Genomic DNA, 12,960 nt, shown 5'->3' with positions numbered 1-12,960 from the left:
GCCATAAAGTGGTTCCCTCGTTGCGCTGGCGGGCCGTCGGCGTGATGGGGTTTCCGGCAACCGGACATCCGCTCGACCAGAACATGATGGATTGATCACCGCATTCCCTGGCGCTCATCGAGCGTCCGGGGGGCGGCTGACGCTGGCAGAACGGTCACGCCCGCGGATGGTTCCAACGCGAATCCGTCGCAATCCGGCGGCGCGGGACACGAATGCCGATCAAATGATTCTCATAACCCGTTTCGGCTCTTGCCGGCGCCATGCAGCGCCTTAGTTCCGTAGTGGGGCGGGTGATCATCTGCCGACATAGGAGGCGGCCTTGAAGCACCAAACCGTAGACCAACTCAATGCCGTTGCCGACGTTCATGCTGAAGCAGCGGTTCTCATCGCCAGTCGAGGCCAGCGCCTCGAACGCTGGGCGCAACTTCTCGAGCAAGACCCCGGCCGGCGCCTCATGGCGCTTGCGGGCACCGAATATGCCACTCCAGAAGTGCGCGAAAGAATGCGTGCGGCCGGATCGCCGATCACTGTCGCTTTCGAAGACCCGATCTTTCGTGCTCAAGGTTTGCAGGACGACAGTTACGGCGAAGCGAAGCGCTTCTTCGAGCTTAGCGACTGGCAGCTGCACGAGGTCGTCTGCCATTGCCATGTCGGCGCCAACCTGCCGGCACGCTGGGCGGCGTCCCGTGTCCGTGCGGCCATCTCGCCGGGCTCAGGCATTCTTGCCTGGCTGAGAGGCCTGTTCACGTACTGAGCAATGGCCGCGGTTCGCGGAACCGCGCGGAAGGCTCAATACCGGACCCGAAGCGGCGGGGGAGTTGCATACTCTCCCGCCGCTCCATCGTAGCGACGCCTGGCACTCCACGTCATCAGTCAGCGATCGATCTCGCCAAACACGATGTCCAGCGAGCCGATGATTGCCGCGACGTCGGCGATCATGTGCCCGCGCGACAGATAGTCCATCGCCTGGAGATGGGCGAAAGACGGCGCGCGTATCTTGCAGCGGTACGGAACATTGCTGCCGTCCGAGACCAGATAGACGCCGAATTCCCCTTTCGGGGCTTCCACCGCGGCGTAGACCTCGCCGGGCGGCACGCGATGGCCCTCGGTATAGAGCTTGAAATGGTGGATCGTCGCCTCCATCGAGCGCTTCATGGTGGCGCGCGGCGGCGGGGTGATCTTCTGGTTGGGCACGGCGACCGGCCCCTGGCCATCGGTCGAGCGCAGTTTTTCCAGGCACTGCCTCATGATCCGCACCGACTGCCGCATCTCCTCCATGCGCACGAGATAGCGGTCGTAGCAGTCGCCGTGCTTGCCGACCGGAATGTCGAATTCCATCTCGGGGTAGCACTCGTAAGGCTGCGCCTTGCGCAAATCCCAGGCCGCGCCCGAGCCGCGCACCATCGGGCCGGAAAAACCCCAGGCCCAGGCGTCGTCGAGAGAGATCGCGCCGATGTCGACGTTGCGCTGCTTGAAGATGCGATTGTCGGTGAGGAGTTCCTCGAGGTTGTCGCAGACCTTCAGGAACGGATCGCAGAAATCCCAGATGTCGTCGAGCAACTGCCCCGGCAGATCCTGGTGCACGCCGCCGACCCGAAAGTAATTGGCGTGCATGCGCGCGCCGGACGCACGCTCATAGAACACCATCAGCTTCTCGCGCTCGACGAAGCCCCAGAGCGGCGGCGTCAGCGCGCCGATATCCATGGCCTGCGTGGTGACGTTGAGCAGATGCGACAAGAGCCGGCCGATCTCGCAAAACAGGACGCGGATGAGCTGCCCGCGCCGGGGAACCGATATTTCGAGCAGCTTCTCGGCGGCGAGGCAGAAGGCATGCTCCTGGTTCATCGGCGCCACATAGTCGAGCCGGTCGAAGTACGGCAGGGCCTGCAGATAGTTCTTGTATTCGATCAGCTTTTCCGTGCCGCGGTGCAGCAGGCCGATATGCGGATCGGCGCGGTCGACGATCTCCCCGTCCAGCTCCAGCACCAGCCTGAGCACGCCATGCGCCGACGGATGCTGCGGTCCGAAGTTGAGGGTGAAATTGCGGACGGCGGTTTCGGCCATGGCGGCCCCTCCGCGGAATCTGGTCTTGTTGGCCGTGACGGTCGGGTCAGCCGCGTCTGACGACGCCGGTCACGTCGTGGTCTGGATGATCAGCGTCAGCGTGCCGTCGCCGTCGATGTTGGCCGCAACGACCTGCGAGGAATTCAGCCCGTTTGCATGCAGCACCGATACCGCCTCGGGTGAGGCATCGATCGATTTCTGCAGCTTGGCCAGGTCCTTGGCGGTCGTCCTGGTGACCACGGCTTCGGCTTGGGCCTTGATCTCCGCGGGCAAGTCCTCCATCGCCACCACCACAACATTGGTAACGCTCTGGCCGGAATTTCCCGGATCGGGTTGCACCTGGTCGGGCAGAGGCTGTTCAGCCGGCGGCAGAGCCTGGGGCGGTTGCGGATCGGCGCGTTGAGCCGACACCGGCTGCGCCAGGGCAAAGGTCGAAAGAGCGAGCATCATCGTCAACGTCCGCATCGTCTTTCCTTCCGTCTCTCGAAGTCTGACGACACAACCCCTCCGCCCGGCGATGGTTCCGGGCGAAGAGTGCAAGTGACGGTGAACGTCGGCGGGAGGCGGCTGGAGATCTCACACGGCCAGCACCGACAGCGCGGCGGCCTGCAGGCGTTCGAACGCGGCAAAGCGCCTGTCGTGCCAGGCGGCGAGCGAAGAATTCGGCGAATAGACCTCGCCCACCTCCGACATCGCCGCCATGGCCGCAGGAAGGTCGGGGTGGCGGCCGGCGGCCACGGCGCCGAGCATCGCCGAGCCGAGCAGCACCGGCTCGGGGGACGTCGGCGCGTAGACCACCTTGCCGGTGGCGTCGGCGATGAGCTGCCGCACGAGCGGGCTTTGTCCCGCGCCGCCGCTGATGGCGATCGTATCGATCTCGATGCCGCGGCCATGCATGGCCGCCAGGATCTGGCGCGCGCCATAACCGAGGCCGCACAGGCCGGCGAGATAGAGCGCGACGAGGCTGTCGGCGCCGGTCGCCATGTCCAGCCCGGCAATCAGCCCGCGCGCTTCGGGGTTGGCCAAAGGCGCGCGGTTGCCGAGAAATTCGGGAACGACGTGCAGGCTGCCGATAAGCCTATCGGCCCTGGCCGCGCCGCCGTGCCGTTCGGCTTCCTGCGCCAGCCATTGGCTGAGGCTCTGGCCGCTGCGCGCCGCGATGCCGGCAAGCTCGACGGCGGCGGGGTGCATGCCGACGAGACGATCGATGGCGGCGCCCGCCGCCGATTGGCCGCCTTCGTTCAGCCACAGGCCCGGCACCATGGCGGAGAAGTAAGGCCCCCACACGCCAGGCACGAAGGCCGCCTGCTCGGTCGTCGTCATGGTGCAGGCGGAAGTACCGAAGACATAGGCCATGCGCGTCGTCACGTCGCCGGCGCCGCCGCGCGCGCCGACCGAGCCGATGCCGCCGGCATGGGCATCGATCATGCCGGCAGCGACCGGCGTTCCAGGCAACAGGCCGAGCTCGGCCGCCGCCTCGTCCGTCAAGCCGTTGGAGAGCGCGCTTCCGGGCGCCACGATCTCGGTGCCGATCCGCGTGAATTTCTCATCCGCAAGCGCGCCCAGCCCGACCTTGCGGAAATAGGCGTCGTCCCAGCGCGCCTCGTGCGCGAGATAGGTCCATTTGCAGGTCACGGTGCAGGTCGAGCGCGCCAGGCTGCCGGTTGCCCGCCAGGTGAGGAAATCGGCGAGGTCCATGAACTGCCATGCCGCCGAAAAGGTCCCGGGCATGTTCTCGGCGAGCCACAGGAGTTTCGGCGTTTCCATCTCCGGCGAGATGGTGCCGCCGACAAAGCGCAGCACGTCCTCGCCGGTGTCGTTGATCCGGCGCGCCTGATCGGTGGCGCGGTGATCCATCCAGACGATGATGTTGCGCTCCGGATCGCCCGACGGGCTGACCGTCAGCGGCGCGCCGCCCGGCCCGAGAACGACAAGCGAGCAGGTCGCATCGAAGCCGATGCCATGCACCGATTGCGCTGAAATGCCGGCTAGCGACACGGCCTCGCGGACGGTGGCCGCGACGGCGCGCCAGATGTCGTTGCTCGACTGCTCGACGATGTGGCCTTCGGCGTGCCAGATGGCGATGTCGGCCTTGGCGGAGGCGAGCAGCACACCTTGTTCGTCAAAGATGCCCGCGCGGGCACTGCCGGTGCCGATGTCGATGCCGATGAAATGGCTGCTCATGACTTCAGATCCTTCGCCGGTCCAAACGGTTTCTATAGGTCATTGCTTTGCGGCAGGATGACAAGATCGCGAATGGTGACGGTGCGCGGCCGGGTCAGCATGAACATGACGGCTTCCGCCACTTCGATCGGCTGCATCAGCCCGCCGGCGGCAAGCTCCTGCTCGAGCTTGTCCTTCGGCCAATCCTTGATGAGCGCGGTGACAACCGGACCGGGTGCGACGGCGCCGACGCGCAGGCCGTATCTGGCGACCTGCCGCCGGACTGTGTGCACGAAGGCCTGCACGGCGTGCTTGGAAGCGGTGTAGATCGGCTCCCACACGACGGGCACCAGGCCGGCGATCGAGCTGGTCATGACGATGTCGCCCGTCTTGCGTTCGACCATATGCGGCAGCACGGCCCGGATGGAGCGGAAGGCGGCGTTGATGTTGAGGTTCAGCATGCGGTCCCAGGCATCGGGGTCGCCACTCACCACCTCGCCGCCGATATAGGCGCCGGCATTGGCGTGGAAGATATCGAGCCGGCCGGCACGGTCGAGGATCCCGGGCATCATGCGGGCTGCATCGGCGGTATCCGTCAGATCGACCCGCAACGGGATCGCCGCCGGGCCAAGTTCCTCGCAGACGGCGCGCAGCGCCTCTCCGTCGCGGTCGACCAGCACCACGCGCGCGCCTTCCGAGACCATCATGCGGGCGCATTCGAGTCCGATGCCGGAGGCGGCTCCAGTGACCGCGGCGACCTTGTCGATCAGTTTCTGAGCCATGGGGTCCTCATGTTCCGTCTTGCCGTTCCAGTCCGCACGCAGGCAACGCTTCGCCTCGCCGGGGTCGGCTTGCTCCCGGCTACCGTCTTCCGCTGTCTGTCGTGCCGGCTGGCTAGGCCGCTTTCGCCAGGTTGATATTGTGCAGTGTCAGCCGCCGGAAATGCGAAGGCGTCATGCCTTTCTCGGCGAGGAACTGCCGGTTGAAGTTGGAAAGGGTGTTGTAGCCGACCTCGAAGCAGATATTGGTGATCGAGGCCTGCTCGTCGCTCATCAGCATCTGGCAGGCCAGATTGATGCGCAGCCGCTTCACATATTGCACCAGCGTCATCCCGGTATGCTGGCGGAAGGAGCGTGAAAAGACGCTGGGCGACTGGCCGGCGATGGCGGCCAGATCCGTCTCGCTGAAGGGCTGGGTCAGGTTCTCGCGCAGATAGGCAAGCGCCTTGTTGATGCCGGCCGACATATAGCCCGACGGGTCGGGCAGGTAGCTTGCGCTGGCGAGCATCCGCGCGCCCTCCGCGCGGCTGAGCAGGCCCATCATCATCATGAACAGCTCGATGCGGCGCACACCTTGCGAATTCATGATCTCTTCCATCAGCGGGGCGAGCTGCCGGCTGGTCTGCCGGCTGAACAGGACGCCGCGGCGCGAGGCCTCCAGCACCGGCGTCAGTGCACCAAGCTCGGGGAAGGTGTTGATGGCGCCGTCGATGAAGCCCTCGTTGAATTGGATGATGCGGCAGCGCAGCGGCACCGTCGCGTCCTTCGGCACATCGCTCACCCAGTTGTGCGGCAGGTTGGGGCCGGTCAGCACCAGATTGAACGGCTCGAACTCGCCGATGAAGTCGCCGACGAAATAACGGCCGCGGGTGGCGACGATGAGATGCAGCTCATATTCCGGATGGAAATGCCAGCGCACGGTGCGGAACGGATAGCCGTGCGACCAGGCGGTGAACGACTCGCCCGGCCTGATCTGCACAACCTCGAGATCAGGTTTCATCGCTGTTCCTCCCGAATCGAAACCCTGAGCGCGATCGCCTCGTCGACGCGCCACCTCCCATCGGTCTCATACCGGCCAGACTACTGAGCCGACAAAACCGGCGCCACTATGTTCCCGTCCGACCATTAGTACTTTTTTGACTATCCTGAGCCTCCTCCACAAAGCCGACGCCGCCTTCAAACGACGCCGCGCTCCTCGCTTCTGATGCGGAAGGCGTCGACGGCGATCGCGAGCAGGATCATCGCTCCGCCGATCATCTGGATATAATAGGCCGAGACATTGATGAGCTGCAGGCCGGTCTGGATGACGGTGATGAGCAGCGTGCCGCCGAGCATGCCGATGACGCGGCCGCGCCCGCCGAACAGCGAGACGCCGCCGATGACGGGTGCCGCCACGGCATAGAGCAGCGTCGTGCTGCCGACGGTGACGCTAACGCCGCCAAGATAGGAGGTGTAGAGGAAGCCGGCGAGCCCCGCGAGGAAGCCCGAGGCGGTGAAGGCGCCGAGCCTTGCGCGCTTGACGTTGATGCCGGCGGCGTTGGCCGCCCGGCGGTTGCCGCCGGTGGCGTAGAGGTTCCGCCCCCAGGCCGAATAGGCAAGCACGACATGGGCCAGGAGATAGGCGACGAACAGCGCGATCGGCATCACCGGCCAGTTGCCGATGGTGGCGCTGCCTATGTAGCTGTAGCCTTCGTCGGTGACGACCATGGTGCGCGCCTGCGTGGCGCCGAGCACCGCCCCTTGCAGGAAAAGCCCCATCGCCAGCGTCGCGATCAGCGAGTTCATGCGCAGATAAGTGACGAAGTAGCCGTTGAGCAGGCCGACAAACACGCCGGCGGCGATGGTGATGAGGACGGCAAGCGTCCAGTGGACGCCGAACTGCTGCATGGCATAGGCGCCGACCATGCTCGAGAAGACGAGATTGCCGACCACGGACAGGTCGATCTCGCCGATCAGAAGCGTGAAGGAAACCGCAAGCACAAGGACGCCCAGCGTGGTCGCCTGCACCAGCACGTTCTGCAGATTGCCTTCCGAGAGGAAGAACGGATTGAGGAAACCGGCAAGGATGCTGAACACGACGATCAGGATCCAGACCACATTGTCGAGAAGGAATTTCTTGCTGGCCATTTCGGAGCCTTACCTCAAAACTTTCATCGCGCCGTTCTCGCTTCGGCGATCGCGTCGATGGTTATCTCGGCGCCCTGCAGCGTGCGCGCGATACGACCCCTGGAGAAGATCACCACGCGGTCGACGAGGCGCTGCATCTCTTCCGGGTCCTGGGCGAGCAGCAGCACGCTGACGCCCTTCTTCGTCGCATCGTCGATCAGGCGGTGGATCTGTTCCTTGGCGGCGACATCGACGCCGACGGTCGGCTCGTCGAGCAGAAGCAGCCTTGGCTTGCGTTCCAGCAGCCGGCCGAGCAGCACCTTCTGCTGGTTGCCGCCGGACAGTTCGCCGATCTCCTGGCCGCCGCTGCCCATGACGATATCCATGGCGCCGCGCGCCTCGCGCATGCGGCGGCTCATACCGGCGCCGCTGACCAGCCAGCCGAGCGACCGCGGCCAATTGCCGAGGTTGAGATTCTCGGTCACCGACATCGAGCCGACCAGACCTTCGCCGATGCGGTCGTGGGTGAGATAGGCGATGCCCGAGTCGAGACTCTGCCCCGGCAAGCCGAGACGCGCCTCCCGCCCATCGATGATGACGGCGCCGGCTTCGATGGGAAGCAGACCGCCGAGCGCCCGCATCAGTTCCTGCGGCCCTTCGCCGAGCAGACCGACGAGGCCGACGATCTCGCCACGGCCGATCGTCAGGTCGACCGGTCCGCCGCCGGGAAAGGAAAGCCCGCGGAGCGCGATGGCGGCGGAGTAGTTCTCGCGGCTGCGGTGGAACTCGGCGACATCGGCGCCGGTGATGACGCGCGCCATGGCGTCGGCCGAAAGCTCTGCCGCCTTGCCGCTGGCGGTGACCTTGCCGTCACGCAGGACCGTGTATTCCGAACAAAGCTGCCGCACCTCGTCATTGTGGTGCGAGATGTAGATGAAGGATGTGCCTCTTTCGGTGAGGCTTTCTACCCATTCGAGAAGATGCAGCCGTTCCGCCGCGGCCAGGCCCGCCGTCGGCTCGTCGAGGATGATCAGCGAGGCTTCGGCCGCGACCGCCTTGATGATGGCGAGCCTGCGCCTGTCGCTGGCGCCGAGGTCGCCGGCGCGCCGCCGCGGGTCGACCGGCATGCCGTGGCTTTCGAGCTGGCGCGCCGCCAGGCGATGAAGCGCTGCCCAGTCGGTCAGGCCGAAGCGCCTCGGCAATTCCGGCAGCAGAAGGTTCTCGCCGATCGAAAGGTCCTCGAAGATCTCCGAATGCTGGGAGAGAAGATGGAGCCCGCGCTTCCTGCGCGCCGTCAGCGGCAGGGCCGATACGTCCTCGCCGGCCTCTTGCACCATGACGGCGGTTCGATCCTGTTGGCCGGCGATGATGTTGGACAGCGTCGACTTGCCGGCGCCATTCTTGCCGAGCAGGCCATGGATCGCCCCTTTCGAGACGGTCAGCGAGACGCCGTCCAACACCGCAAGCGGGCCGAAGCGCTTGAAGACGTTGTCGACGGTCAGGACAGCACCGGCGTTGTCCGGCGCAAGACTATCGGGCACGATCGTGCCTTCGGCGACATTCATCTGGATAACCGGTAATTCCGAAATGGGGTGAGAACGCGACGGCGCGTTCCCACCCGTCTCGTCGGCTGCGATCTCAGCCGGCGTTCTGCTGCATCTTCCACACCTGGGTCACGACATTGGCCCAGTGGCGCGGGTCGTCGGCGTTCTCCTTGGTGAGGAAGTAGGGCGGGATGGTCAGCAGCGGGCCGCACGGGCTGTCGGCGATCGTGCCCTTCTCCCAGAAATACTTCTTGTTCTCGTAGGGTCCGGTCGGGACCGGTTTGCCCTTCAGCGTGTATTCTTCCAGCAGGTCGACGACGATCTCGACATAGGCGATCGGGTCCTGCGCGATATCGGCGTCGATCTCGCCGGCCTTCACCCATTCCAGCGCGTTCGGCGAGGCATCGATGCTGGTCAGGATGATGTGCTTCTCGTGGCCGACCGGGAACAGCCGCTTCTGCGTTTCGAGCGCCTTTCGCGCATCGACGACGAAGATGTCGGTCGGCATGTGGATGGCGTCGAGGTCCGGCCGCTCGCGCAGCGTCGCCGAGACCACGGCGAGCGCCTGCTCATGCTGGTTGTTCTGCGGCCGCGAGATGATCTCGATGTTGGGGTATTTGCTCTTCAGCGTGTCCTCGAAACCGTCCTTGCGGTCGCGCAGCGCGACCGCCGTCAGCGAGCCGTAATTGTTGAGCACGCTGCCCTTCGGCGAGCCATGTTTCTTGGTCAAAAGCTCAGCGGTCTTCTCGGCCGCCATGACGCCCGACTGCTTGTTGTCGAAGGTGACGGAGGCGGCCACCTCGCCGCCGGTGAGCACGGTGTCGACCATGCCGAGCGGCACGCCAAGCGACGTCGCCTTCTTGGCCAGCGGGATGAGCAGTTCCGAGTCCAGTGCGTCGGAAATGAGGTAGCGCGGCTTCTGCAACAGAAGGCTGTTCCAGTCGTTGACCTGCGCGTTGGCATCGCCATTGGCGTCCTTGCCGACGAACTCCAGGCCGAGGCTTTCGACCTTGCGCTTCAGCGCCTCCTGCAGCACGACGAAGAAGAAGAACCCGAGATAGCCGGTCTCCCAGGCCACAATTTTGGAGGCCGCGCCTTGCGCCGCAGCGCGCTCGCCACTCGCCAGCAACAGGCCGCCGGCGGTGGCTGCCGCACCCTGCAAAAGCGTGCGGCGGTTCATCATAAAGCTCTTGGTTTCGGAACCCATGTCTCGCTCCCTGAAAATGGTTGGAATCCATTGCCGGCGCGGCTTTTCCACGAAGCCGCCCGACGGGGCATGCAGCCCTGGACATCTTCCGGACGTCTCCTCCCCCGGCGATCTGATGTCGATTTCAGGCTAGGCGCGCGCTGTCCGGCCAGCCACCACGTTCCGGGGCAGGTGTTAGTACTTTTTTGATTCCGCTCGGGAAAACCGATGTTGCGGCTGCGCCATCATTCCGGAAAGCGAAGGGCTGGACTGCAGGTGCGTGGTGCGGCGAGTCAAAAATGTATGTGTCGCGGAAAGCGCAACCGGTAGCCTGCGTCGCGCGCCGCGGCTATCTGTGTTCGCGCGGGCTACGCCGAAAATCGAAGGGATGGAGAAGATGGAACACTGGATCGGAACCTGGAGCGCCAGCCCGATGAATGTCTGGCCCGGAGACGCCGTGCTCTACGGCTTCCACCAGCAGACGGTGCGCCAGGTGTTGCGCGTCAGCAAGGGCGGCGAGAGGTTGCGATTGAGGCTGTCCAACGAATATGGCGCCTCGCCGATCCGGATCGGCGCCGCTACCGTGGCCCTTGCCGCGAAGGAGGGCGCGGTCGATGCCGCGACGATCCGGCATGTGACATTCGGCGGCGAGAGGCAGGCCGATCTGGCGCCCGGCGCGCCGCTGCTCAGCGACCCGATCGAGCTCAAGGTTCCCGATCTCGGACAGATTGCGATCAGCCTTTATTTCCCCGACTTCGCGCCGATCGAGACCTATCACTACGAGGCGCAACAGACCGCTTATATCTCCGAGTTCGGCGATTTCGCCGAAGCGCCCGAATTGCCGGTGCAGCAGACCTCGACCAGCCGTTATTTCCTCAGCGCCGTCCTGGTCGAGAGCGGGCCGGGCAGTGGCTCGCTGGTTTGCCTCGGCGATTCCATCACCGACGGCTTCGGCTCGAGCATCGACGGCAATGCGCGCTGGCCGGACCGGCTGGCGGAGCGGTTCGCCCAAAGCGGCCGGCTGTCGGGCATCGGCGTCCTCAACCAGGGGATCGGCGGCAACCGCGTGCTCGCCAGCCGTGCCCGCGGCGCTAACGCGCTCGCCCGCTTCGACCGCGACGTGCTGAGCTTTCCGAACGTCAAATGGATTTCGGTGCTGGAAGGCATCAACGACATCGGCTGGCCGGAAACCATGCTTGCCGGAAGCCAAGAGGCAGTCGCTGTCGAAAGCCTGATCGCGGCCTACCGGCAGATCATCGCCCGCGCCCGCCTCAACGGCATCAAGGTGCTGCTCGGCACGCTGCCGCCTTTCGGCGGCGCGTTCGAGGGCCTGCCGCTAAAGACCTTCTACTCGGCGTCCAAGGAGCGCGACCGACAGGCGGTGAACGCCTGGATCAGGACATCCGGCGAAGCCGATGTCGTCGTCGATTTCGAGCGCGCGCTGGCCGATCCTGCCAATCCGTCCAGGCTGCTCGCCGCCTTCGATTGCGGCGACGGCCTGCATCCGTCCGATGACGGTTACGCCGAAATGGCCAAGGTGTTCGAGAAAGCTTTCGAGGGTTTGCTGGTAGGCTGAGAAGGCAGCAGCGACCCAATTCTTACTTGGAACGCCGTCGTGGTCGGCATCCTCGCCGTGGTCGTGTCCGACTTGCAGGGTTGGTTGCCGTCCTTGGATCAAGCAGGCAGATCCCACCGGAGCCCCTGGCGGCGAGATTGGGAACCATCCGCCAACTCCAAAGTCGTTCGGGAAACGAAAGGCGAAGTCGGAGTTCGTTGAGCGGTAGCAGCTCCAACAGGTCTCGGCGCTTCTCCCAGAAGCATCAGCTAAATCCTACACAGCGGCTCGCGGAGGCAGATTTGATCTGGCTCAAAGAAGGCGAAGGCGATCCCCATAAGATACCCCTATATCGCTTTACTGCTGAGCGGTGCTGCAGATCAATCCAAATTTAACCAAAGACTATGGGAACAGAAAAGATGAAAACAAAAAGCGTGGAGACTTCGGCTGTCATTGTGGATGAGAAAGCTCCGCCAGTTGGAGGGTCTCTGATGCGAAGCATGCCCGCTTTGATCACGCTGGCTGCGACATTGATCATTGCGGGGTGCCAGCAGTTGCCTGCTGATCATTGGTCCGGCGCGGCATGCCGGACAAAGGCGAGCGACACCAAAAACTGTTACCCAACGGACCTTCCGCATCTACCCGTGCACAGGTGATCGGAGACGGATCGGTCTGGCGCCCAGCTGTGCCGGCCAAAACGACCGTCTCGCGCCTGGCTTCCAGCTCGCTTGCCTGTGGCGGCATCGTCTCGAAGGTGGCCAGGCCGTGGAGGACGTGATGGGCATAGATCGCCTCCACCGCCTCCCTATCCTCATCCGCGTCGCGTATGTGCCATGCAGCGATGGCGGAGGGAGCGCGGATGGTTCAGGTGACTCCCCGCCGCCATGCAGGCCGGTCAGGCAGCGTATCTTGCCATAGCAGGCTGCCTCGACCACTGGGCATACCAGGCGTCGAACAGCTTGAGCTGGGCCTCGGCATAGCCGCGCTGGCTGTCGGTCAGGGCGTCCGTCTCGTTGAAGTGAAGCCGGTATTCGGGGTTACCCTTGAGCACCATCATGTGCTTGAAATAGAGCACCAGGTCCGGACCCTCGTCGAAGGACGAGAGCACGCCAAGCGCGGCGTCCAGCTCCAGCGCCAGCCGGCGCGCTTCGGCGTCGCCCTTCGCCGCCGCCCGGCTGAGACCCACGAGATGCAGCACTTCCTTCGGCAGCACGTTGCCGATGCCGGTGATGGCGCCGGAGGCGCCGCAATTGACGAAACCGTGGAAGACGGCGGTGTCGACGCCGATCATCAGCGCAACCTCATCATCGCGGCTGGTGATGTTTTCCGCCGCGTAGCGCAAATCCGCCGGTCCGCCGAACTCCTTGAAGCCAACCAGGTTCGGATGTTCGGCGCGCAGCGCGAAGAACAGATCGGCGCGCGTGGCAAAGCCGTAATAAGGGCTGTTGTAGATGACAGCCGGCAGGTCGGGGGCGGCGGCGAGGATCGCCTTGAAGTGGTGGCGCTGCGCCGTCACCGACGGTCCGCGCGACAGGACGCGCGGGATCACCATCAGGCCGCGTG

At 64.8% G+C, this 12,960-nt stretch carries 12 protein-coding genes; 2 read left to right on the top strand and 10 right to left on the bottom strand.

Annotated elements, in window-relative coordinates:
• The first annotated feature begins 319 nt into the window (after positions 1-319).
• Positions 320-754 carry a hypothetical protein gene (locus EOA38_RS13740; protein ID WP_126092002.1) on the top strand — a complete coding sequence of 145 codons (435 nt, stop codon included), beginning with the start codon at positions 320-322 and terminating at the stop codon, positions 752-754.
• 119 nt (positions 755-873) lie between these two features.
• On the opposite strand, the gene EOA38_RS13735 is transcribed toward EOA38_RS13740, so the two are convergent.
• From EOA38_RS13735 to EOA38_RS13700, 8 genes are all read right to left on the bottom strand, one after another.
• Positions 874-2,064: an NADH-quinone oxidoreductase subunit D gene (locus EOA38_RS13735; protein WP_126092003.1), complete on the bottom strand. Its 1,191-nt coding sequence runs from the start codon at positions 2,062-2,064 to the stop codon at positions 874-876.
• Positions 2,065-2,133: 69 nt separating this feature from the next.
• Positions 2,134-2,529 carry a hypothetical protein gene (locus EOA38_RS13730; protein WP_126092004.1) on the bottom strand — a complete coding sequence of 132 codons (396 nt, stop codon included), beginning with the start codon at positions 2,527-2,529 and terminating at the stop codon, positions 2,134-2,136.
• A 111-nt stretch (positions 2,530-2,640) separates the two neighbouring features.
• On the bottom strand, positions 2,641-4,248 hold the full coding sequence (locus EOA38_RS13725) for an FGGY-family carbohydrate kinase (RefSeq protein ID WP_126092005.1): 1,608 nt from the start codon (positions 4,246-4,248) through the stop codon (positions 2,641-2,643).
• Between the two features lie 32 nt (positions 4,249-4,280).
• Positions 4,281-5,009 carry an SDR family oxidoreductase gene (locus EOA38_RS13720; protein ID WP_126092006.1) on the bottom strand — a complete coding sequence of 243 codons (729 nt, stop codon included), beginning with the start codon at positions 5,007-5,009 and terminating at the stop codon, positions 4,281-4,283.
• A 112-nt stretch (positions 5,010-5,121) separates the two neighbouring features.
• Positions 5,122-6,006, bottom strand: a complete 885-nt coding sequence (locus EOA38_RS13715) for an AraC family transcriptional regulator (protein ID WP_126092007.1) — start codon at positions 6,004-6,006, stop codon at positions 5,122-5,124.
• Between the two features lie 176 nt (positions 6,007-6,182).
• Positions 6,183-7,133, bottom strand: a complete 951-nt coding sequence (locus EOA38_RS13710; protein ID WP_127299429.1) for an ABC transporter permease — start codon at positions 7,131-7,133, stop codon at positions 6,183-6,185.
• A 23-nt stretch (positions 7,134-7,156) separates the two neighbouring features.
• On the bottom strand, positions 7,157-8,677 hold the full coding sequence (locus tag EOA38_RS13705; RefSeq protein ID WP_127299428.1) for a sugar ABC transporter ATP-binding protein: 1,521 nt from the start codon (positions 8,675-8,677) through the stop codon (positions 7,157-7,159).
• A 73-nt stretch (positions 8,678-8,750) separates the two neighbouring features.
• Positions 8,751-9,863, bottom strand: coding sequence for a sugar ABC transporter substrate-binding protein (locus tag EOA38_RS13700; RefSeq protein ID WP_126092010.1), 1,113 nt, complete (start codon positions 9,861-9,863; stop codon positions 8,751-8,753).
• A gap of 376 nt (positions 9,864-10,239) precedes the next feature.
• Between EOA38_RS13700 and EOA38_RS13695 the strand changes: the two genes are divergently transcribed.
• Complete coding sequence (locus tag EOA38_RS13695) at positions 10,240-11,418, top strand: SGNH/GDSL hydrolase family protein (protein WP_189434656.1); 1,179 nt, start codon at positions 10,240-10,242, stop codon at positions 11,416-11,418.
• 513 nt (positions 11,419-11,931) lie between these two features.
• Here EOA38_RS13695 and EOA38_RS13690 read toward each other — a convergent pair.
• Both EOA38_RS13690 and EOA38_RS13685 read right to left on the bottom strand, forming a co-directional pair.
• Complete coding sequence (locus EOA38_RS13690; RefSeq protein WP_126092012.1) at positions 11,932-12,195, bottom strand: hypothetical protein; 264 nt, start codon at positions 12,193-12,195, stop codon at positions 11,932-11,934.
• A gap of 97 nt (positions 12,196-12,292) precedes the next feature.
• The coding region (locus tag EOA38_RS13685; RefSeq protein WP_127299426.1) for a dihydrodipicolinate synthase family protein at positions 12,293-12,960 on the bottom strand (668 nt) is incomplete at its 5' end.

The organism is Mesorhizobium sp. M1E.F.Ca.ET.041.01.1.1, assembly GCF_003997355.1.
In the GTDB taxonomy this organism is placed as follows: domain Bacteria; phylum Pseudomonadota; class Alphaproteobacteria; order Rhizobiales; family Rhizobiaceae; genus Mesorhizobium.
The sequence above is the reverse complement of the archived record's forward strand: the minus strand, read 5'-3'. Positions and strand labels throughout refer to the sequence as shown.

Coding starts and splice junctions, on each gene's coding strand:
- EOA38_RS13700 (WP_126092010.1), bottom strand. CDS start 9,863: ATGGGTTCCGAAACCAAGAGCTTTATGATGAACCGCCGCACGCTTTTG.
- EOA38_RS13735 (WP_126092003.1), bottom strand. CDS start 2,064: ATGGCCGAAACCGCCGTCCGCAATTTCACCCTCAACTTCGGACCGCAG.
- EOA38_RS13695 (WP_189434656.1), top strand. CDS start 10,240: ATGGAACACTGGATCGGAACCTGGAGCGCCAGCCCGATGAATGTCTGG.
- EOA38_RS13730 (WP_126092004.1), bottom strand. CDS start 2,529: ATGCGGACGTTGACGATGATGCTCGCTCTTTCGACCTTTGCCCTGGCG.
- EOA38_RS13710 (WP_127299429.1), bottom strand. CDS start 7,133: ATGGCCAGCAAGAAATTCCTTCTCGACAATGTGGTCTGGATCCTGATC.
- EOA38_RS13715 (WP_126092007.1), bottom strand. CDS start 6,006: ATGAAACCTGATCTCGAGGTTGTGCAGATCAGGCCGGGCGAGTCGTTC.
- EOA38_RS13725 (WP_126092005.1), bottom strand. CDS start 4,248: ATGAGCAGCCATTTCATCGGCATCGACATCGGCACCGGCAGTGCCCGC.
- EOA38_RS13720 (WP_126092006.1), bottom strand. CDS start 5,009: ATGGCTCAGAAACTGATCGACAAGGTCGCCGCGGTCACTGGAGCCGCC.
- EOA38_RS13705 (WP_127299428.1), bottom strand. CDS start 8,677: ATGAATGTCGCCGAAGGCACGATCGTGCCCGATAGTCTTGCGCCGGAC.